Below are 20703 nucleotides of genomic sequence, written 5' to 3' on the forward strand. Positions count from 1 at the left end.
ATGTCGGTCCCGAAATTTCCGCGCGGCGACGTATCTGATCACGCCGCCGCCCGGATGCACCGTGCCGCGTGTCATTGCATGGCTTTGTCGAGCCACGGGCGCACGATGCCGGTCCACAGCACGTAGCCGCTGCGATTCATATGCAGGCCATCGGCAACGAACCAGTCGGGCTTCGGCTGGCCATCGCTGCCGAGCATTGGCGTGAACACGTCGAGGTAGGTCACCCCTTTCTGTGTCGCGGCGTAAGCGCGAACGAGCTTGTTGGTTTCGCGAATCTGCGGCAGCAGCACCTTGCGCGCCATGCTCGGCTTGATCGCAATGAAGGCGATCGGCACGTTCGGATCCAGCGAGCGCACCTTCTGGACGAACGCGGCGAAGTCGTCGCGCACGTGGGCCGGGCTGTCGCCATCCTGCAAGTCGTTGTCGCCGGCATACAGCACGATGGCGCGCGGGTGATACGGCGCGACGATGCGGTCGGCGAAAAACGTGGAGTCGTCGAGTTCCGAGCCGCCGAAACCGCGATTGATGGTGCGCACTTCCGGGAAATCCGTCGCCACGGTTTTCCAGGCGTGGATCGACGAGCTGCCGATGAACAACGCCGCGCCTTGCGGCGGTGGATTCGCGCGATCGGCGGCCTCGAATGCGGCGATGTCCGGATTCCACTGCGCGTGGTTGTAAGGCTGATTGTTCTTCGCCTGAGCCAACACGGGCAGAAGAACGAGAAGCAATGGAAGCAAGCGTGACCTGATCATCGTGGACCTCGTGGTTGCAAACGGCGAAGCGCCAAGGCTACTGCGGACGCGGCAGTTCCGACACCTTGAAGACCATGGCGATGCGCCGCCCGTCCCATCGATAGATCAGGTGTTCGGACTGCACGCACGGCGCAACGAGGTCGGGATAGAACAACGCCACGCATTCGCCGCCTTCGTGACGTGCACTTTCGTAGACCACGCCGTTCGAGCCACCGGCACGCAGGCGTTCCGCGAGCGCGACGCTGGCGACATAAGTGTTCGGCAACTGCGCGTCGGGCCAGCCGCCGCGCAGGTCGTGCAGCTTGCAATCGATGCTGGTGCGATAGCAGCGCATTTCCAGATCGCAGGATGGTTCGGCAGTCGCCGCAAGAAACTGCTCGCGGTGATACGCGGTTTCTTCCACCGCGGTGGCGACGCTGTGCGCTGCGTAGAACACGCCCCAGCTGCCATCGGAAAAACGGCTGCCTTCGGGATTGAGATGGGTGAATGCCGCCATCACCGGCGTACTGCCCGGGCCGCTGATACGCCGATCTGGTGGAATCAATTTCAGCATGCCTGCCTCCTCGCGCAGGCGTGGATTGGTCAGCGCCTCGATCGCGAACACGGCGTCGAGATCGGCCGGGTTGGCAATGCGATCGAACAGGCCGCTCGGCGGGAATCGGCTCGGCACGATCCGGTACGCCTGGTTCCAGCGGATGCGTTTCAGCGGTGGCGATTTTGATGGAGGCAGTTCAGCGGGCATCGGCGTTCCGGCGTGTCATGCGACTCGCGCTGCGGGCAGCGAACGCGGATTTCGATGATGCGATGGCGCGATATCGCCGATTGCGACGCCTGTGGCAGCTTCAGTTCCAGCCACGCTGTGCGTCCAGGTACTGGCGCACCACGAACAAGTCGGCAACGTTGCCCGAGAGCATGCGTTCCAGCGCCGAGTGGCCGCCGAACAGCGGCGACTGGTTCGGCTTGTGCAGCCACGCATCCGCCTGTGCCGGATCGGGGAACAGAATCTGCAGCGCTTTCCAGATGCCGAGCAGGTAACTGATCCGCTCGACCACGTCGCGTCCCGTTGCGCCGCCCTGCTGGCGCTTCCACTTGTAGAAAGTCGACTCCGGAGGATCGCCGAGCAGCTTGCGCTGATCGGCCATGCGCAGGTTCCACTGTTCGGCCATGTTGAAGAACGCGCGCAACGCAGGGCCGGCGAGCGTATCCGCGGACTCCGTATAGCGAGGTACGGTTTCCACGATGCGGGTCGGGCGAGTGATCATGGCGATACTCTCTCGGTAAAGTATATTGATACTTTACTTTATATCGAAAGTCTGCGCCAGTCGACATCGCGCGACTCAGAATTCTGATTGCTCATGCCATATCGAAGTCGTTCCGGGGTCGGCAGTCAGTTGCATCCACCGACCTGTATCCAGCGCAGCCCGAACCGGCCGGGGTGCAGCCGCACGCAGACGGTGTCGCCACGGTCGACCATGTCGTAGTAGCTGCGCGGTACCGCGATCCGATCCTTGTCGATGGCCGGGTTCCACGGCGCGAGCTCGAGGTAATACGTGGTGCTCTTGCCGCGGGTGACGTCCTTGCCGGTCACCGCGGTCTGGAACACCTGTGGCCTGGCGTCGTCCCACATCGAGTCGGTGAGTGCCAGCAGGCCGGTGCCGTAGGCCGCCATGAAAGGCAACATGACCAGTGGCAGCACCCAGGGTTTTGCCGCTGTCGACGATGGCGTTTTCGGCGCTGCGAAAATCGCCGCGCACAACGGCAGGCCGACCACAACACCCCACAGAAAAAGCTGGCCGAGATCGACCAGCGTGACATCGAACAACGCGCGCATGGCCAACACCATCGGCGGCATGATCAACAGCATGGTGAGGTTCGGACGAACATCGCTGTTCTTGCCATCGAAACGAAACACACCCGGCTTGGTCCACACCAGCAGCACGGCGATCCAGGGCAGCAATGCCGCGCAGGCCACGACGGCCATATAGGGTCTGGGATAGAGGAAACTCCAGAAGATCAGGCCCATCGGCAGCACGTTCAGCACTTTGGCCAGGCGCGTGGCCTTGTCCAGTGTCGCGAGACGTTCCCTCGCGTTGGTGCCCAGCGAGGTATCGCGCTCGACCATGGCCAGTGTGTCGGCGCGATCCTGGGCATCGAGATCGGGGAGGCTTTCCAGCCAGGCATTGAAACGACCGTCCAGTTTGAACATCGATGCCTGGAGAGTGAGCGATCGGCCTGTTTTCGCCACGAGTACGGGATAGCTGCCATTGCGCGTTTTGATGACGCGTCGACCGAGGATGTTGGAACGCTCGAGCCGCCGCGTGCTGAAGGCGTTGCGCAATTCGATGCCCTGCGCGTCGAGAGCGAGCGTGCTGTGCAGCGCAGAGGCGATGCAGTAGGCCGATAACGCCAGCGCGCCCAATGCACAGGCAGCAAACGCCGCGGCGGCGGAAAAATCCGCGACTCGCTGCATCATCCCCATGAGAAAAAACACGCCGCCTACTGCCGATACCAACCCGAGCAGCCATGCCGCTATCTGCGACGCTGTGCTCAGCCGGTAGACCAGCGGATAACGGATCGGCTGCTCGTAGCCGTCCAGCGCCGATGCGCTCTGGTTGTCACTCACTGTTCGTTCCCCCTGATGAAACGTCGAGTCCGTATCTTGCCGTTACGGTGCCGCGGCTTTCTTCGCGCAATCGCAACCGAAATCCGGCTCGGGCCCGCCTTCGGCAATGAAGCGATCGATGCGTTGTTCCAGCACCGGCAACGGCACCGAGCCGGTCGACAGCACGGTGTCGTGGAAATGCCGGATGTCGAACCTCGCGCCGAGCGCTTTTTCTGCCTTCGCGCGCAACTCGAGAATTTTCAGATAACCCAGTTCGTACGACAGCGCCTGCCCAGGCCAGCTGATATAGCGGTCGATTTCGTTGGCGATTTCGCGATCGGACAAGGCCGCATTGCTGGTCAGGAAATCGATCGCGCGCTGGCGTGTCCAACCCAGATGATGGATGCCGGTATCGACCACCAGCCGGCACGCGCGCCACATCTGATAGCTGAGAAAACCGAAACGCTGGTAGGGCGTCTTGTAGATGCCCATCTCGTTGCCGAGGTATTCCGAATACAGGCCCCAGCCCTCGCCATAAGCGGAGATGTAGCTGTTGCGACGGAAATCCGGTTGCGATTGATCCTCGTCGGCCAGTTCCAGTTGCAACGCATGGCCCGGATACGATTCGTGCAAGGTCAGCGCGGGCATGTTGTAGAGCGGCCGCGATGGCAGGTCGTAGGTGTTGACGAGATAGACGTCCGGACCGCCGCGACCGGACGTGTAGTACGGCGCGATATCCGCAGGCACCGGTTCGATGGTGAAACGTTCGCGCGGCAGGTGGCCGAAGTAGCGCGACATCTGGCCGTCCACTTCCTTGGCGACCCACGCGCTGCGCATCAGCAAGTCTTCCGGCGTCTTCGCGTGGAACTGCTCGTCGCTGCGCAGAAACTGCAGGAACTCGGGAAAGCTGCCCTTGAAGCCGCTGTCGCGCATCGCGTCGAGCATCTGCGCGTGGATCTTTTCCACTTGCTGCAAGCCGATCTGATGGATCGCATCGGGGCTCAAATCCAGCGTGGTGTATTCGTGGATCTGCTGGCGATAAAACGCCTGGCCGTCGGGCAACGCTTCGGCCGCCAGCGTGGTGCGCGCGTGTGGCACGTATTCGTCGCGAAAGAACGCCAGCAGCTTGGCATAGGCCGGAATCACGCCATCGCGGATGCGCCGTACGGCCTGGCCTTGAAGCTCTTGCGCCTGGTCGTCGGGAATCGACACGGGCATCTGCTTGAACGGTTCGTAGAAGCTGGCCTGGGTCGGGTCCTGCAATTCGGCGACGGCGGCGATCGAAACATCGCGGCCCTTGAGCACGTCGCGCGGCACGCTGAAACCGCGTTGCAGGCCCAGCCGCATGTTGTCGATCTGCTGATCGACGTACGCCGGAATCTGCCCGAGCTTGTCTAGATATTTCTGGTAATCGTCCATCGTGCGCAGGTGGTCGCCACCGAGTTCATAGCCGATGTCGGACCAGAACGCCGAGTCGCTGTTGAACGGCATCTGCCAGTTCATGAAACGCTGGTCGGCGATGAAGTTGCCGATCTGTTCGCGATACACCGCATAGTCGACGCGACTGGCGGGCGACAGCTGTTTCGTGTCGATGCCGTCGAGTTGCTTGAGCACGCCCTGCCAGTAATCGAGCCGCTGCTTCTGGCTGGTCGCATCCACGTCGTCGAGGCGACCATTGTTCGGCTGCGATTCCCCCGACGCGCTGACGCCGGCCTGCCCGTTGCGCCATGACCACTCGGCCGTATAGATGTCCCTGAAGTGCGCGTCGGCACTGGAGCCCGGATCGGAATGCGCGCGGAGCGGCAGTGCAGCCATCGAGAAAGCCATGACGATGCCTGCGATCAGCGTCTTGTTCACGCGAAGTCCTTGAGTGAAGTAAGCCGTGAGCGTACTGCGCGGGCGCACGATTGAACACGCCGGCAGGTCGACCTTCCACGCGAGTCGCGCTAGCGCAGATCGAGCTTGTCCACGCCGACGGCGCGCAGGTAGCCGGACAGGCTGCGCTCGGGCAGCTCCGCAAAGATTTCGCCGCTCGGCGCGCTGGCATCGATGCGATCCGGCCGGAAATTGCGGAAGTCCTCGCGCAGCCGGCACCACGCGCCGAGGGTCCACGCGCCGCCCCAGAACGACAGGCACAGCGGTTCGATTTCGCGCGCGCTGATGGCGCCGCCTTCGTCGCGATAGTCCAGCCGCAACACCTGATTGCCGACGATGGCGGCATGCAGGCGATCGATCAGTGCGGCGAAATCCTCGCGATGCGGATCGCGCCACACCGGCGCGAAGATGCGCGTGCGCGTGGAACGCTCGCGCAGCTCGGGCGGCAACACCGCTTCGATTTTCAGCAGCGCGGTCTGCGCGCTTTCGGCCAGGCGCGTGCCCGCGAACGCACGCACGAACCGCGAACCGACCACCAGCGCTTCGAGTTCGTTGGCGGTGAACATCAGCGGCGGGATGTCCGATCCCTTGCGCAACACGTAGCCGACGCCGGCCTCGCCTTCGATCGGTACGCCGGACAATTGCAGGTCGGCCACGTCGCGATAGACGGTGCGCAGCGACACGCCGAGCGTCTGCGCGAGCTGGCGCGCCTGCAGCGCGGTGCGACGACCGCGCAGGGCGTTGATAATGAGAAAGAGTCGATCGGCGCGGCGCATCGGCACATCATCGCCGAGGCTGGCGGTGACGACCAGCGTCGGAGGTCACGCCTCGAAATATTGCGGTTCACGCGTCACGACGACTGCGCGGCCGCCAGTTTGGCGTCCATCGCCGCGGCGCGCTGCATCGCCGGCCGCGCCTGCACGCGGTCGATGTACGCGCGGATCAGCGGCGTGTCCGGGACCAGCTGGAACTGCGTGGTCCAGTGGAGCGCCGTGCCCCACAGCACGTCGGCGGCGGTGAAGGTATCGCCGAGCAACCACGGTCCTTTCGCGAGCTGGTCGGTCAAGGTGTTGAGCATGGTGTCGTAGTCGCCATACGGCGATGTCGACGACGCAGCCGGCTCGCGTTTCATCGCCTTGTCGATCAATGCCGGTTCGAAACACGAACCGTAATAAACCATCCATCGCAGATACGGGCCGCGTAGCGGATCGTCGAGCGTCGGCGCCAGTTTCGCGTTGGCGAAGTGATCGGCGAGAAACATGAAAACCGCCGGCTGCTCGGTGATCAACGCCTTGCCGTAAAGAATCGCCGGCACCTTGCCCATGGGGTTGATCGCAAGGTATTCGGGCTGGCGCTGGTCGTTTTTCGTCAGGTTGAGTACGTGCAATCGATAGCTGGCGCCGAGTTCCTCCAGCAGGGCACGCGTGCCGCCCGAGCGACTGTTGGGCGCATGAAAAAACGTGATGTCCGATGAGCTCATGGCAATGTCCTTATGGGTTTGTGGATGCATGGATGTAGATCATGGCGAACCGCGATGGTTCGGCATGATGTGCCGCAATCCAGTCAGTGCAACCAGAAGCATGCGCTTGCGTGACGTCGATCCGGTAACCCGCGGCGGGGAATCGAATGGCGAGCCGATGGATGGAGGGCGGGAATGGCCGTCCATCCGCAGACCGTGCAGATAGAGCGGCCGATAGGCTTGGATCAGGTCATTCAACGCTGGGCTCATGGGCAACTCCTCACGCCGTCACGGCTTCACCCACGCACCACGGCGGCAGCTGGGCGTGCTTGAACAGGCGATACCAGTGTTCGCGATCGTTCGGGCTGTAGAGGTCCAGCGTGCGGATCACTTCGCGCGCGAATTCCACGCTGCCGAGGTGACTGGCGGTGATGGTGCCGCCGTCGCTGACCGCGAGCACTTCACTGTCGTATTGCGCGGCGCCGGCGTAAACACAAACCTGGCTGGCGATCTGCCCGGGCCAGTTGCCGGTATGACGACAATGATCGAGCAACTGTGCGCGAGCCAGCGCGAGCACGCCGCTGTCGATGCCCGCGACCGGTGCACCGGCATCATGAATTCGGCGTATCGCTGCGACTGCCAGCTCGCCTTCGCCGCGCTGCCAGAGATGACCGCCGGGAACGATCAGCAATGCGGCGCGTGTCGCGTCGATCTGCGCGAGCGTCGCATCGGGCACGACACCGAGGCCGCCCATCGACATCACCGGCTCCATCGAGAAACCCACCGTCTGCACGCGCCAGTCGCCGGGCCGGCGGACTTCACATAAGGCCAGCGCAGCCTGCCAGTCGGCGAAGCCATCGAACACCAGGAAGTAAACCGTATCGCGCATGTCTGTTCCTCCGCTTTGGAGGTCCATCATGCGCAGCCCCTGCTGCCAACGTCGTGTCAGCAGCCCGCCGGCACATTGAAAAAATCCAGCCCAACGATGGCGCGGCAACGTGGTGGCGCAGTTCATGCGCAGCCCGGACAATGCGCTTTCCTCCGCCAGGACCTCGTCATGAAGCCCATTTCGCTGATCCAGTTCCTGATCGAGGAACGCCGCGCCGGTCATATCAACGCCGAGCTCTCGCTGCTGATCGAAGTGGTCGCACGCGCATGCAAGCGCATTGCCGTGGCCACCAACAAGGGCGCGCTTGGTGGCGTGCTGGGCATGGCCGGCGACGGCGCGCTGAGCATGAACGTGCAGGGCGAGGCACAGAAGAAGCTGGATGTCATTTCCAACGAGATCCTGCTCGAAGCCAACGCGTGGGGCGGCCACCTCGCGGCCTGCGCATCGGAAGAGATGGAAGATCCGCAGCAGATTCCGGACGGCTATCCGAAAGGCAATCATTTGCTGCTGTTCGATCCGCTGGATGGTTCGTCGAACATCGACGTCAACGTGTCGGTGGGCACCATCTTCTCGGTGTTGCGTTGTCCCGATGGCGTCACCGAAGCAAAGGCCGCGGATTTCCTGCAACCGGGAACGACGCAACTCGCCGCCGGTTATGTGGTGTACGGGCCGGCCACCGTGCTGGTGCTGACCTTCGGCCATGGCACGCACGAGTTCACGCTGGAGCGCGAGGTCGGCAGTTTCATGCTGAGCCGGCGCAACATCCGCATTCCGGAAGAGACGTCCGAATTCGCGGTCAACATGTCCAACCAGCGCCATTGGCAGGCGCCGATGCAGCGCTACATCGGCGAGCTGCTGGCCGGCACGGAAGGTCCGCGTGGGCGCGATTTCAACATGCGCTGGGTCGCGTCGATGGTGGCGGACGTGCATCGCATCGTGACTCGCGGCGGCGTGTTCTATTACCCGCTCGATGCAAAAATCCTGCAGCAGGGCGGCAAGCTGCGATTGATGTACGAGGCCAACCCGATGGCCTTCATCATCGAACAGGCCGGCGGCGCGGCAACCACCGGACGCGAACGCATCATGGCGCTGCAGCCGACCGCACTTCATCAGCGCGTGCCGGTGTTCCTCGGTTCGAGGAGCGAGGTGGAAGTAGTGACGCGCTATCACCTCGATGCGGATGCCGCGCAAGGCTGAATTGATTTGCTTCTCCCCCTGCGAGCGGTGGGAGGGGCATCAGCAACAGCTTGGGCTCTTCGTGGCCGCGACTACGCCTCAAGTCCGCCATAAACTTTCAGCACATCACCCTTCTTTTTTTCAGCGCGATGCCATCCATGACCTTCCGCCGTCACCTGCTGCCCTTGCTCGCCACGCTCGCGTTGAGCGGCTGCTTCGGCCATACCAGACCCGTCATGCCCGACCCGGTGATTCCGCCGCGGGTCCCGGTGAAGTTGAAGATCGGTCTCGCACTGGGTGGCGGCGCGGCGAAGGGCTTTGCGCATATTGGCGTGATCAAGATGCTGGAGGCCAGCGGCATCCATCCGGATGTGGTGGCCGGCACCAGCGCCGGCAGCGTGGTGGGCGCGCTGTACGCCAGTGGCATGGATGCGTTCCAGCTGCAGGAAACCGCGTTCGGGCTGGACGAGTCGAAGATCCGCGACGTTCGGATTTTTTCCGGCGGGCTCGTGCAAGGGCAGGCGCTGCAGGATTACATCAACGAACTCGTGCATCACCAGTCGATCGAGCAGTTGAAGATGCCGTTCGCGGCGGTGTCAACCGAACTGGAAACCGGCACGCGCACGGTGTTCGTGCGTGGCAATACCGGGCAGGCGGTGCGCGCGTCGAGCAGCATCCCCGGCGTGTTCGAGCCTGCCGATGTGAGCGGCCGCCACTATGTCGATGGCGGCGTGGTCAGCCCGGTGCCCGTGGACGCGGCGCGCCAGCTTGGCGCGGATTTCGTGATCGCCGTGGACATCTCGACCCGGCCCAGCGGCAGCAATCCGCGGGGCATGGTGAACATCGTCGGACAGACCATCGCGATCATGGGCCAGCAACTCGGCCGGCAGGAAATGGCGCGCGCCGACGTGGTGATCCGTCCGGATATCAGCGGCATCGGCCCGGCGGATTTCGAGCAGAAAAACCAGGCGATCCTCGAAGGCGAGAAAGCCACGCTCGCGGCGATACCGGCGATTCGCGCCAAGCTCGCGGCGATGGCCGCGGCACATCAATCATCGACTACACCGGCAACAGTCGCGCACTGATCAAGCGGCGGTTCGCGCGTCGTGCCGTCCTGCACTTGGCCGGCCCGGGCCATGGTTGTAGCGTGGGGGATTCCCTGCCTTGGAGTTCCTCATGTCGAAGCGCTCGCGCATGCCTTTTCTGCTGCTGTTGGCCGTCGCGCCTTGCGCGTTCGCCGCATCGCCCACTGGCGATCCGCGCATCGAACAACTCCTGACGCAGCTGAGCAAAACGCAACCGGTCGAAAGTGTCGCGATCTCTCCCGACGGCCAGCACCTCGCTTGGGAAACGCGACGTGACGACAAGGTTGTCATCGAGGTTGCCGACATCGATGGCAGCCATGTGCACACACTGGGCAACGCGGAAAGCGGGACGAGTTGTCGCCAGTTCGGCGCGACGTGGTCGCCCGATTCGAAACACATCGCGATGGTCGCGAGCTGCGACACCGACGTCACCAGCACCAAGGCGATGCAGAACGACATCGTGCTGGCCGATGCGAGCGGACATGACGCACCGACGCGACTGGCGCAACTGAAAGGTTACGTGCGCTCGCTGCAATGGACGAACGACGGCCAGTCGATCGGCTTTCTCTATGTACCCGGCGCTACCCGTCGTGCCAGCGCGACGGCCGCGGCCAAACCCGCAGCCGGCGAAGTGGGCGTGGCCGGCCTTGAGATCCAGCGGGTGGCGAGCATCGACGTGGCCGGCGGCACGCTGCACGTGCTCACGCCAGCGAACCTCTACGCCTATGAATTCGCCTGGTCACCGGACGGTTCGCGCATCACGTACACCGCGGCGCAACCACCAGGCGACAACAACTGGTGGATCGCCAAACTCTACGTGCAGCCGGCAATGTCGGATGCGGCATCCGCGGTGCTGGTCGATCCGACAAAGGCTGGCAGCGGTTCGATGCGCGGCCTGCAGATCGCACTGCCACGCTGGTCGCCGGATGCATCGCGGATCGCCTTTATCGGTGGACTGATGAGCGATCAGGGCGCCACCGGCGGTGACTTGTATGCGGTGTCGACGCAAGGTGGCGCGCCAACCCATCTCACGCCCGGCACGCATGTCACGCCGGCGTGGTTCCAGTGGACCGGCGCGCAGCAGATGCTGGTGATGCAGGTCGCGAACGGACAGAGTCAGGCCGCGTTCTATCGCGTTGATGACGCGAAGGCAACGCCGGAACGCGCGCTGTTCACCGTGCCTGCGGAGATGGATGACGGCACCGCCGAAATGGCCTTGTCGCTCTCCGCCGATCACCAGCGCGTCGCTTTTGTGCAGAAGTCGTATGCCGACGCGCCGGAAGTCCATGCCGGCGTGCTTGGCAATCTGCCGCCGCCAGCCGTCACCCATTTCAACACCGCACTGAAACCGGCCTGGGGCAAGGCCGAATCGGTGGAGTGGAACAACGAAGGTTTCCACGTGCAGGGCTGGTTGTTGTATCCGGCGGACTACGACGCAAAAAAATCGTATCCGATGATCGTGGCCGTGCATGGCGGTCCGTCGAGCGCGGTGATTCCCAGCTGGCCGAGCGCGGGTTACGGCAGCGCGCCGCTCTCGGCGATGGGCTATTTCGTGTTCATGCCCAACCCGCGCGGCAGCTTCGGCCAGGGCGAGAAATTCGTGCAGGCCAATCGCAAGGATTTCGGTTACGGCGACCTGCGCGATGTGCTCGCCGGCATCGACGCGGTGGAGAAGAAAGTGCCGGTGGACGACAAGCGGCTCGGCCTCACCGGTTGGAGTTACGGCGGTTTCATGAGCATGTTCGCGCCGACGCAGACGCAGCGCTTTCGCGCGGTGGTGGCGGGTGCGGGCATTTCCAACTGGCAGAGTTACTACGGTGAGAACCTGATCGACCAGTGGATGCCGCCGTTCTTCGGCGCCACCGTGTACGACGACCCGGCGGTGTATGCGAAGAGTTCGGCGATCAACTTCATCAAGAAGGTGAAGGCACCCATGCTGATCGTGGTCGGCGACCGCGACGCCGAATGTCCTGCGCCGCAATCGTTCGAGATGTGGCACGCGCTGCGTGCGCAGGGCGCGACCACGTCGCTGGTGGTGTACCCGAACGAAGGACATCACTTTGCCGATCCGGGGCACGAGCGCGATGTGTTGACGCGCGCATTGGCCTGGTTCGGCCGCTACCTGCCCGCGTCGAACTGATCGCCTGAGTTTTCGCAAACCGCCGGCGTTCGCGTCGGCGGTTTTTTCATGCCTGCCACAGGTCATGCTTGACATCGTCCAAGTGTATTGATGTACTGATACACATGGACGCATCCTCGTTGACCATTCACCCGGCTTCCGCCGAGCCGATCTACCGGCGGATCGTCGAGCAGCTGCGGCGCATGATCGCCAGCGGCCAGATCGCCACCGGCGAACCGCTGCCCTCCGTGCGCGAAGTCGCGGGGTTCCACGCGATCAACCCGATGACGGTGTCGCGCGCGTACGGCATTGCCGAAGCCGAAGGCCTGCTCGAACGCCAGCGCGGCAAGGGCATGGTGGTCGGTGCGACACGCAAGACCGTGCAAAGCGAAAGCCAACGCATGGCGCTGCTCGAATCCTCGATGCAGGCACTGGCGCGACAGACGCGCGAACTCGAACTGCCCGCCACGTCGGTACTGCGACGTCTCGGCAAATTGCTCGGGGAGCGTTGAGATGTTGATCGAACTTCGCGCCTCAGTGCCGTGCATGCCGATCGACCATCCATCGCGCGGTGCAGGCGATCGCTTTGCGTCGCCAGACATTCGGAATGACCGAAAACGGTCTTCCCTGAAGGAGAAACTCCATGAACGCCGTGCTTGAAAGAATCGTCGATGCCGATGTCGCGCCGCTCGCGGTGCGAGGTCTGGTCCACTGCTACGAAGGCAGTAACGTGCTCACCGGCGTCGACCTGACGCTGGAGCCGGGTAGTGTGCTCGGCTTGATCGGCCGCAACGGCGCCGGCAAGTCCACGTTGATCCGCGCCATGCTCGGACTTTTGAAACCGTTGAGTGGCGAGGCGCGCGTATTCGGCGAGCCTGCGCTCAAACTTGACGACAACGCCAAGGCGCGCATCGCCTATGTGCCTCAGCAACCCGAGGCGCTGGCGTGGCTCACTGCGCAACAAATGCTCGATTACGTCGGGCGTTTCTATCCACGCTGGGACAACGCATGAAATGGATTTCGACCAGTGCGCTGCAGCGCGAATTCGGGTTGACGCGGGTACAGGCGACAGGCGTCATCACTGAGCAGACCAAACAGATGTCCCTCGGTTGGCACTGGCGGAACGCGCTGCTTTTCTGCGTTGCCATGCTCGGGTTTTACTGGATGATCATCGGCGCAAAATCGATGGTCACTTCTACCCATGGCTGGCGGCTTCTATTGCTCGAATTGCCGGGTTGGCTGATCTACTGTTGCGCCCTTTTCGTATGGCCACGGCTGGCCGCTGCACATGCCATCCGCACAGCGGCAGCCGCCCTGGCCAGCGAACGCGCAGGCGGCGCGAACGCTCCATAACCGCGGCGTCTGCCTGTATTACCTGCTTCAGAACAACTCGCCTTGCGGCGAGGGCTTGCGCGGCGGCACGAAGCATGATGTGTCGAGTCGCAGATCACGCGCCCAGCCGAAGCCGTGCCTGCGGCTGGCGACATCGAAGCGGCGACGCAGCAGATCGGCGAACACGCCCTGCCCGCGCATGCGTGTGGCAAAGTTGCTGTCGTAGTCGAGACCGCCGTTCATCTGTTGCACCAGACTCATGACGTGCGCGGCGCGCTGCGGCGCGTGCAATGCCAGCCATTCGCGGAACAGTTGCTTCAGCTCGTGAGGCAGTCGCAAGGTGGTGTATCCGGCGCAGCGCGCGCCGGCATCGGCGGCCTGCTCGAGCACGGCTTCCATGTCGCGATCGTTCAAGGCGGGAATGATCGGCGCCACCAGCACGCCAACCGGCACGCCGGCATCAGCCAGCGTGCGAAGCGCCTTGATGCGTCGATGCGGCGCGCTCGCGCGTGGTTCGAGTTTCGCGGCGAGGTGGTTGTCGAGCGAGTTGATCGAGATGAACACCTGCACGAGTTTCTTGCGCGCCATCGGCACCAGCAGATCGAGGTCGCGTTCAACCAGAGCGTTCTTGGTGACGATGGTGCACGGGTGATCGCATTCGGCGAGCAGCTCGAGCGCGGCGCGCGTCAGACGCCACTGCTTTTCCACCGGCTGGTACGGATCGGTGTTGCTGCCGATGTTGATCGCACTGACCACGTAATTCGGCTTGGCGAGTTCCGCACGCAGCACCTCGGCGAGATTGGATTTCGCGCGCAGGCGGGTTTCGAAATCCAGTCCCGGCGAGAGATTGAGATAACCGTGCGACGGGCGCGCATAGCAGTAGATGCAACCGTGCTCGCATCCGCGGTACGGATTGATCGCCGCGCTGAAGGCGATGTCCGGCGAGTCGTTGCGGCTGATCACGCTGCGCGCGCGTTCCTCGGTAACTTCGGTACGGGGGCGCGGCCTTTCTTGATCGAGCAGTTGCGACGACCAGCCATCGTCTTCGGCATGATGACGAATGCTTTCGAAACGACCTTCGGGATTGGACGCGGCGCCGCGTCCCCTGATGGGTCGCGCCGGTTCAACAGTCGCAGTGGGCGGAAGATCGTCATCCATCGGCGAAGTTTGACGGGGCGACGTCTCAGCCGCAGCGACATGCTTGTGCCGGCCCGTTGGCACGGCGCTATGATGCTTTCGACTGGCGCCACGGGGGTGGCGGCAGCGCCGCGAATCGAGGTCCATCATGCGTTGGCTTCTGCTGATCCTGACCCTGTTTGCCTTGCTGCTGGCGTTTACCCGGCACACCGGTGGCGCGATGGCAGGGTGGCTGTTTGTCGGCATGACCGGAGCGATCGTCACCGGGGTCGCTTTCGCACAGGCGCGGATCGAGGCCGGCTCGCGTGAGAAAAATCTTTCGGATTATGAATTGATGCGCCTGCGCGAAGGCAAAGAACCTTGATCACAACCGTTTTACATCAGAATGCCGACTCTACGAAGGGCGCGGTTCGGGGCACGCGCTGCTGGTTATCGCCTCGCCCTCAGAGGAGTTCGTGATGACTGCTACCGGCTTGATCATTTTTCTGCTTATTGGTGCGATTGCCGGCTGGCTTGCCGGACTGATCGTGCGAGGCTTTGGCTTTGGCCTGCTCGGCAACATCGTGGTCGGCATCATCGGCGCGTTCCTCGCCGGATGGTTGCTGCCGATGCTCGGCGTTAGCTTCAGTCTGGGCAGCCCCATCGTTACCGAAATCGTCTACGCCATGATCGGCGCGATCGTCCTGCTGGTGATTATCGGCCTGATAAAACGCGCCTGAGTTGTCGCGACACACGAACGCAGCGGCGTGATGCCGCTGCGTTTTTTTGTGCTCGACGAGCGACGCGTTTGAAGCGTGACGCGCGGAAAATCATCTACCGACGCGCGCGCCGATGCGCTAAGACGAGGCATTGCGATCACGCTAAACTCGAAGTTTCCCGATCGCCGGGCATCGATGCCTGCCGCGACTGGATCTCCCTTCGAGCCTGCAGGAGTACGCCATGTCCAAGCTCTATCCGGTCAACCCCGCCTTCGCCAAGACAGCGCTCGTGCAGAAGGACGACTACGCGCGCGGGTACGCCGAGTCGATCAGCGATCCGGAAAAATTCTGGAGCCGCATCGGCGAACGCGTGACATGGACGCGCAAGCCGACACAGATCAAGGACGTTTCGTTCGACGTGAAGGATCTGCACATTCGCTGGTACCACGACGGCGAACTCAACGTGTCGGCCAACTGCCTCGATCGCCACCTCGCTGAACGCGGCGACAAGACGGCGATCATTTTCGAAGGCGACGATCCGAACGAGTCGCGCCATATCAGCTATCGCGAACTGCACGGCGAAGTATGCAAGTTCGCCAACACGCTGAAGCACCTCGGCGTGGTGAAAGGCGATCGCGTGGCGATCTACATGCCGATGATTCCCGAGGCCGCCGTGGCGATGCTCGCGTGCGCGCGACTCGGCGCGATTCACTCGGTGGTGTTCGGTGGTTTTTCGCCGGATTCGCTGGCCGGGCGCATCGCTGATTCCACCGCCAAGGTCGTGGTAACCGCAGACGAAGGTGTGCGTGCGGGCAAGCGCATTCCGCTCAAGACAAACGTCGATGCCGCGCTTGATCGGCCTGGCACCAACAGCGTGGAAACGGTGATCGTTGTTCGCCGCACGGGCAGCGCAATACCGATGCAGTCGCCCCGCGACCGCTGGTATCACGTTCTAATGGAAGGCCAGTCGCCCGATTGCGCGCCCACGTCGGTCGAAGCGGAGCACCCGTTGTTCGTGCTCTACACCTCCGGCTCCACCGGCAAACCCAAGGGCGTGCTGCACACGTCAGGCGGCTATCTCGTCTACGCGAGTTACACCCACGAGCTGATTTTTGACGTGCACGAGGACGATATCTATTGGTGCACCGCTGATGTCGGCTGGGTCACCGGACACAGCTACGTGGTGTACGGCCCGCTCGCCAACGGCGCGACAACCGTGATGTTCGAGGGCGTACCGAATTACCCGGACAGCAGCCGCTTCTGGCAGGTCGTGGACAAGCACCAGGTGAGCCTGTTCTACACCGCGCCTACGGCCATTCGTGCACTGATGCGCGAAGGCGAGGATCCGGTAAAAAAGACGTCACGCGCATCGCTGCGCTTGCTCGGCTCGGTGGGCGAACCGATCAATCCCGAAGCATGGGAATGGTATTACCGCGTGGTCGGCGACGAGCGCTGCCCGATCGTTGATACCTGGTGGCAGACCGAAACCGGCGGCATCCTGATCACGCCGCTGGCTGGCGCGATCGACGCCAAGCCCGGTTCGGCGACGCTGCCGTTCTTCGGGATCACGCCCGCGATCGTCGATGCACAAGGCGAAGTGCTCGAAGGTGCCGCCGAAGGAAATTTGCTCATCACTGATTCCTGGCCTGGCCAGATGCGCACGGTATACGGCGATCATCAACGTTTCATCGACACGTATTTCAGCGCCTATCCCGGCAACTATTTCACCGGCGACGGCGCGCGTCGCGACGAGGATGGTTACTACTGGATCACCGGTCGCGTCGACGACGTGATCAACGTCAGCGGCCATCGTCTCGGCACCGCCGAAGTCGAAAGCGCACTCGTGTCGCATCCGAAAGTCGCCGAGGCGGCGGTGGTCGGATGTCCGCACGAGATCAAGGGCCAGGGCATCTACGCGTATGTCACGCTGGTGGCCGGCGAAACCGGCAGCGAGCAGCTGCGCAAGGAACTGGTCGCCTGGGTGCGCAAGGAAATCGGGCCGATCGCCACGCCCGATTATCTGCAGTGGGCACCCGGCCTTCCAAAGACACGCTCAGGAAAAATCATGCGGCGCATCTTGCGCAAGATCGGCGAAAACCAGCCCGATCAGCTGGGCGATATCAGCACGCTGGCGGACCCGAGCGTTGTCAAAAGTCTGGTGGATGAGCGGCTGATCAAGTGACGATATCGACGTCCAAACCGTGGCGGCCGCGGTTGATCGATACACCTGTTTTTATTTGGGTTGCGAGTTCGAATGCGATGTATCGATGGGCGCGGCGAGTCGTGCTTGCGCGAGTGGTGAGCGCGTACACATGAGCCATGAGGAATGGCCAGCCATTACAACGACTGTCGCAGATCCCGCGGCGATCGCAGGCGGACTGGGCAAAGACGAAATTCATATATGGAAGCTCGTCTACGACCCGGCGACGCGACGGGCGCCGCTGCTTGCACTGCTGGCTGCGTACATGGGTGTTGAAGTTGGCGACGTCACATTGATCGAAGGAGAGCACGGTCGACCTGCGCTGGCGGCCGGCCATGGTTCCTCCGTCGATTTCAACTGGTCGCACAGCGGTGACCGCGCAGTGGCCGCCATGGGTCATGGGGTTTCGCTCGGTATCGATATCGAGCACGTTCGTGCGCGGCCTCGTGCGTTGGAAATTGCGGAGCGTTATTTCAGCCACACTGAATTTGCTGCGCTGAAATCGGTTCCGCCGGAGCAACGAAGCGCAGCGTTCCTGGACATCTGGACGGCCAAAGAGGCCGTGCTGAAAGCATTGGGACGCGGCATCGCGTTCGGGCTTCATCGCCTGGACATATCCGTCGATGACGGACAGCCGAGGCTGCGTCGCCTCGAAGGCGAAGATGTCGCAGACTGGAACTTGCAGCGAATTCCGGTGGAAATCGGGAGCGTCACGACGCTCGCCTGGCGCGGCGCAATGCGACGCTGCCGGATTTTCTCGCTTGCCAACGCCGGTTGATCAGCGCAACGTTTGCGGCCTGATCCAGCGACGACGCGCGCATTTGCTAACCAATCCATCGCACGAGACTTCTGTACCGCCATGACCTTGCTCAGCGTCAACGTCAACAAGATCGCCGTCCTGCGCAACTCGCGCGGCGGCAAAGACCCGGATATCCGCACCGCTGTCGAAACCTGCATCGAAGCCGGATGCGGCGGAATCACGGTGCACCCGCGTCCCGATTTGCGGCATGTCCGTCCTGACGACGTTCGAACCATTGCCGGCATGCTGCGTGGGCGCGTGGAATTCAATATCGAAGGCAATCCGTTCGCCGGTCCTCGAGGCGACTATCCCGGACTGATCGCTCTCGCCAGGGAAGTGCGCCCGACGCAGATGACGCTGGTACCGGACGGCGATGGTCAGATCACTTCGGATCACGGCTTCGACTTGGAGCACGACATCGTGAAATTGCGACCGCTCGTTGATGAGCTGCTCGCACTAGGTTGTCGGGTCAGCCTGTTCGTGGATGCTGGAGCAACCGCTTTCGATTCTGTCGCCGCCATTGGTGTGCAACGCATCGAAATTTACACCGGGCCTTATGCGGAGGCCTTTGCCGATGGCCGCGCGGAACCTGCCCTCGCTGCTTGCCTGGAAACCGCACGAAGGGCGCAACACGCGGGCCTTGCGGTCAACGCCGGGCACGACTTGAGTCAAGCCAATCTCGGAACGTTCAAGGCTGCCATTCCTGGTCTCGCAGAAGTCTCCATCGGACATGCGCTGATTGGCGAAGCGCTCTACGATGGTCTGTCGATGACGGTGCGCAACTATTTGCAGATATTGCGATGACGTTCTTGAGAACCTGATCGATTGGTGCATCAGGGTTTTGCCTCGCCAACTAGCCTGAAAAAAAGCCCCGCACTGCGGGGCTTTTTTCATAACTCACCAGCGCGTCAATCGATTACTGCGCTTCGTTGAAACCTATCTTGACCAGGTTGTAGCTCTTCGCATCGGCCAGCACCCGTGCAACATACTGATAGGCAACCGCGTCGTCCGCTGAAATCTGGATTTCTGGCTGATTGCCCAACGGCTGTTGTCCGATCACGGCCAACTGAGCTTTGAGGCCCAGTTCGTCGACGGGCGTGTCATTCCAATAGAACGCTCCAGCCTGATCGATCTTCAGGCGAATCGGATCCACAGGATTGGTGGGTGGCTGTGGATTCGGATTAGGCTGCGGCAGGTCGACCTTGATCTTGAGCGCAGGGATCGGCGCGGTAATCATGAAGATGATCAGCAACACCAACATCACGTCCACCAGCGGCGTGACGTTGATTTCGGACATTGGCCCGGTGGTTTTGGCAGCAAAAGCCATCAGGTCACTCCTTCCGCTCGGCGGTAGTCATGAAGCCAACATGCACCATGCCGGACTCCTTGGCATCCGCGATGATCTTCTTCACGACCTTGAACTCAAGTCCCTTGTCCGCACGAATCTGCAACTCGGGTTGCGGCACCTTCTGAGCATTGACCAGAAACTGCGAGCGCAACTCTGCATCTGTTGCTGGATGGTCGTTGAGGAACATGCTGCCGTCTTCCTTGACCGCGAGATCCATCGGTGGAGTCACCAGTTGGTCTTCCTTGGTTTTCGGATTGGCGTTGGGCAGCGTGATCGTGACGGAATGGGACATCAGCGGAGCGGTGATCATGAAGATGATCAGCAGAACCAACATCACGTCGACGAGCGGCGTGACATTGATTTCCGACATCGGTCCGCCGGAACTGCCCCCAGTACTCATGGACATGGGTCAATCCCTCACTTGCTGGTCGGAGCAGCGCCTTCGACACGCGAACCGGTAGCGAAGAAGTCGTGCAGGTCGTGCGCGAACTCGTCGAAGCGGGCGTAAGTCAGGCGATTCGAGCGGGTGTAGAAGTTGTAGGCGAACAGCGCCGGGATCGCGGTGAACAGACCGAACGCGGTCATGATCAGCGCTTCACCGACGGGGCCGGCCACAGCGGTCATCGATGCGTTGCCGGAAGCCGAGATGCGGATAAGAGCGTTATAGATGCCCCACACCGTACCGAGCAGGCCGACGAACGGCGCAGCGGAACCCACCGTGGCGAGCAGGGTCATGCCGCCTTCCAGTCGAAGGCTCTCGCGGGAAACAGCCTGACGCAGCGCGCGATCGATGAACTCCGAACGGCTGAGCGACTCGGCCAGACGACCCGTGGTACCGGCAGCAGCAGTTTGCTGATGATGGGCCACCGCCGAGGCAGCATCCAACGCAATCTTCGAGAACGGTTCGCCCTTGGGCTGCGCCTCAAGTTCGCGGATGGCATCCTGGGTGGAGCCGTTGCCCCAGAAACCGTCGATGACTTTGTCAGCGCGACCGCGGACCATCGCGTTACGAATGGCGTTGGCAATGATGAAGTACCAGGAAAGGAACGACATCACGACCAAGGTCACTAGAACGACCCAGCCCAGCCAGTCGAGATTCTGGACGAGGTTGCCAAAACCCATTTGCTTCATGGCTTCAGCGTTGGCATTGCCGCCCATGGATTGTGCGGCGTCGGTTGTTGCAGGAGTCTGTAGGAACATAGCGCTACCCTAGGGAAGTCAAGCGTGAACTG

The 20703-nt window shown here is 62.4% G+C and carries 24 protein-coding genes; 11 read left to right on the forward strand and 13 right to left on the reverse strand.

What is annotated here, in order from left to right:
- Window positions 1-71: 71 nt before the first annotated feature.
- The 9 genes from GSQ73_RS03665 to GSQ73_RS03705 all read right to left on the reverse strand — a co-directional run bounded on the left by GSQ73_RS03665 (window position 72) and on the right by GSQ73_RS03705 (window position 7577).
- Window positions 72-752, reverse strand: a complete 681-nt coding sequence (locus GSQ73_RS03665) for an SGNH/GDSL hydrolase family protein (RefSeq protein WP_158881084.1) — start codon at window positions 750-752, stop codon at window positions 72-74.
- A gap of 37 nt (window positions 753-789) precedes the next feature.
- On the reverse strand, window positions 790-1494 hold the full coding sequence (locus tag GSQ73_RS03670; RefSeq protein ID WP_158881086.1) for an RES family NAD+ phosphorylase: 705 nt from the start codon (window positions 1492-1494) through the stop codon (window positions 790-792).
- Between the two features lie 100 nt (window positions 1495-1594).
- Window positions 1595-2014 carry an MbcA/ParS/Xre antitoxin family protein gene (locus GSQ73_RS03675; RefSeq protein WP_158881088.1) on the reverse strand — a complete coding sequence of 140 codons (420 nt, stop codon included), beginning with the start codon at window positions 2012-2014 and terminating at the stop codon, window positions 1595-1597.
- A gap of 125 nt (window positions 2015-2139) precedes the next feature.
- Window positions 2140-3375, reverse strand: coding sequence for a hypothetical protein (locus GSQ73_RS03680; protein ID WP_158881090.1), 1236 nt, complete (start codon window positions 3373-3375; stop codon window positions 2140-2142).
- 42 nt (window positions 3376-3417) lie between these two features.
- The gene (locus tag GSQ73_RS03685) at window positions 3418-5169 is read right to left on the reverse strand and encodes a DUF885 family protein (protein WP_254063283.1); all 1752 of its coding nucleotides are present in this window, start codon (window positions 5167-5169) and stop codon (window positions 3418-3420) included.
- Between the two features lie 131 nt (window positions 5170-5300).
- Window positions 5301-6005, reverse strand: a complete 705-nt coding sequence (locus GSQ73_RS03690; protein WP_158881092.1) for a YafY family protein — start codon at window positions 6003-6005, stop codon at window positions 5301-5303.
- A gap of 74 nt (window positions 6006-6079) precedes the next feature.
- Complete coding sequence (locus tag GSQ73_RS03695; RefSeq protein ID WP_158881094.1) at window positions 6080-6709, reverse strand: glutathione S-transferase C-terminal domain-containing protein; 630 nt, start codon at window positions 6707-6709, stop codon at window positions 6080-6082.
- A 39-nt stretch (window positions 6710-6748) separates the two neighbouring features.
- Window positions 6749-6958, reverse strand: coding sequence for a hypothetical protein (locus GSQ73_RS03700; protein ID WP_158881096.1), 210 nt, complete (start codon window positions 6956-6958; stop codon window positions 6749-6751).
- A gap of 10 nt (window positions 6959-6968) precedes the next feature.
- On the reverse strand, window positions 6969-7577 hold the full coding sequence (locus GSQ73_RS03705) for a DJ-1/PfpI family protein (RefSeq protein WP_158881098.1): 609 nt from the start codon (window positions 7575-7577) through the stop codon (window positions 6969-6971).
- A 168-nt stretch (window positions 7578-7745) separates the two neighbouring features.
- On the opposite strand from GSQ73_RS03705, the gene GSQ73_RS03710 reads away from it, so the two are divergent.
- The 6 genes from GSQ73_RS03710 (at window position 7746) to GSQ73_RS03735 (ending at window position 13310) form a co-directional block, all read left to right on the forward strand.
- Window positions 7746-8774: a class 1 fructose-bisphosphatase gene (locus GSQ73_RS03710; protein WP_158881100.1), complete on the forward strand. Its 1029-nt coding sequence runs from the start codon at window positions 7746-7748 to the stop codon at window positions 8772-8774.
- A 137-nt stretch (window positions 8775-8911) separates the two neighbouring features.
- Complete coding sequence (locus GSQ73_RS03715) at window positions 8912-9838, forward strand: patatin-like phospholipase family protein (protein ID WP_158881102.1); 927 nt, start codon at window positions 8912-8914, stop codon at window positions 9836-9838.
- A 91-nt stretch (window positions 9839-9929) separates the two neighbouring features.
- Entirely contained in the window at window positions 9930-11978 is a 2049-nt protein-coding gene (locus GSQ73_RS03720; RefSeq protein WP_158881104.1) for a S9 family peptidase, read from the forward strand.
- Between the two features lie 104 nt (window positions 11979-12082).
- Window positions 12083-12469 carry a GntR family transcriptional regulator gene (locus GSQ73_RS03725; protein WP_158881106.1) on the forward strand — a complete coding sequence of 129 codons (387 nt, stop codon included), beginning with the start codon at window positions 12083-12085 and terminating at the stop codon, window positions 12467-12469.
- A gap of 131 nt (window positions 12470-12600) precedes the next feature.
- Window positions 12601-12969 (forward strand): ATP-binding cassette domain-containing protein, encoded by a 369-nt coding sequence (locus tag GSQ73_RS03730; protein ID WP_343160820.1) that lies wholly within the window; start codon window positions 12601-12603, stop codon window positions 12967-12969.
- Window positions 12966-13310 (forward strand): hypothetical protein, encoded by a 345-nt coding sequence (locus tag GSQ73_RS03735; RefSeq protein WP_158881108.1) that lies wholly within the window; start codon window positions 12966-12968, stop codon window positions 13308-13310. Before GSQ73_RS03730 ends, GSQ73_RS03735 begins: the two co-directional genes overlap by 4 nt.
- A 27-nt stretch (window positions 13311-13337) precedes the next feature.
- Here the strand turns inward: GSQ73_RS03735 and GSQ73_RS03740 are convergent, their stop codons facing one another.
- Window positions 13338-14447 (reverse strand): PA0069 family radical SAM protein, encoded by a 1110-nt coding sequence (locus tag GSQ73_RS03740; protein ID WP_158881110.1) that lies wholly within the window; start codon window positions 14445-14447, stop codon window positions 13338-13340.
- Between the two features lie 127 nt (window positions 14448-14574).
- Between GSQ73_RS03740 and GSQ73_RS03745 the strand changes: the two genes are divergently transcribed.
- The 5 genes from GSQ73_RS03745 (at window position 14575) to GSQ73_RS03765 (ending at window position 18927) form a co-directional block, all read left to right on the forward strand.
- Window positions 14575-14790, forward strand: a complete 216-nt coding sequence (locus GSQ73_RS03745) for a hypothetical protein (RefSeq protein WP_158881112.1) — start codon at window positions 14575-14577, stop codon at window positions 14788-14790.
- A gap of 109 nt (window positions 14791-14899) precedes the next feature.
- Window positions 14900-15145 (forward strand): GlsB/YeaQ/YmgE family stress response membrane protein, encoded by a 246-nt coding sequence (locus GSQ73_RS03750; protein ID WP_254063255.1) that lies wholly within the window; start codon window positions 14900-14902, stop codon window positions 15143-15145.
- 220 nt (window positions 15146-15365) lie between these two features.
- A complete protein-coding gene (gene acs, locus GSQ73_RS03755; protein ID WP_158881116.1) occupies window positions 15366-17306 on the forward strand; it encodes an acetate--CoA ligase in 1941 nt (646 codons plus the stop codon).
- A gap of 19 nt (window positions 17307-17325) precedes the next feature.
- A complete protein-coding gene (locus GSQ73_RS03760; RefSeq protein ID WP_254063256.1) occupies window positions 17326-18102 on the forward strand; it encodes a 4'-phosphopantetheinyl transferase superfamily protein in 777 nt (258 codons plus the stop codon).
- Window positions 18103-18183: 81 nt separating this feature from the next.
- Window positions 18184-18927, forward strand: a complete 744-nt coding sequence (locus GSQ73_RS03765) for a pyridoxine 5'-phosphate synthase (RefSeq protein ID WP_158881120.1) — start codon at window positions 18184-18186, stop codon at window positions 18925-18927.
- A gap of 112 nt (window positions 18928-19039) precedes the next feature.
- On the opposite strand, the gene GSQ73_RS03770 is transcribed toward GSQ73_RS03765, so the two are convergent.
- The 3 genes from GSQ73_RS03770 to GSQ73_RS03780 are packed head-to-tail and all read right to left on the reverse strand — an operon-like array spanning window position 19040 to window position 20629.
- Complete coding sequence (locus GSQ73_RS03770) at window positions 19040-19450, reverse strand: biopolymer transporter ExbD (RefSeq protein WP_158881122.1); 411 nt, start codon at window positions 19448-19450, stop codon at window positions 19040-19042.
- A 4-nt stretch (window positions 19451-19454) separates the two neighbouring features.
- Window positions 19455-19877 (reverse strand): biopolymer transporter ExbD, encoded by a 423-nt coding sequence (locus GSQ73_RS03775; RefSeq protein ID WP_158881124.1) that lies wholly within the window; start codon window positions 19875-19877, stop codon window positions 19455-19457.
- Window positions 19878-19888: 11 nt separating this feature from the next.
- Window positions 19889-20629: a MotA/TolQ/ExbB proton channel family protein gene (locus tag GSQ73_RS03780; protein ID WP_158881724.1), complete on the reverse strand. Its 741-nt coding sequence runs from the start codon at window positions 20627-20629 to the stop codon at window positions 19889-19891.
- Between the last annotated feature and the right edge of the window lie 74 nt (window positions 20630-20703).

The organism is Rhodanobacter sp. L36 (assembly GCF_009765755.1).
Classification (GTDB): Bacteria; Pseudomonadota; Gammaproteobacteria; order Xanthomonadales; family Rhodanobacteraceae; genus Rhodanobacter.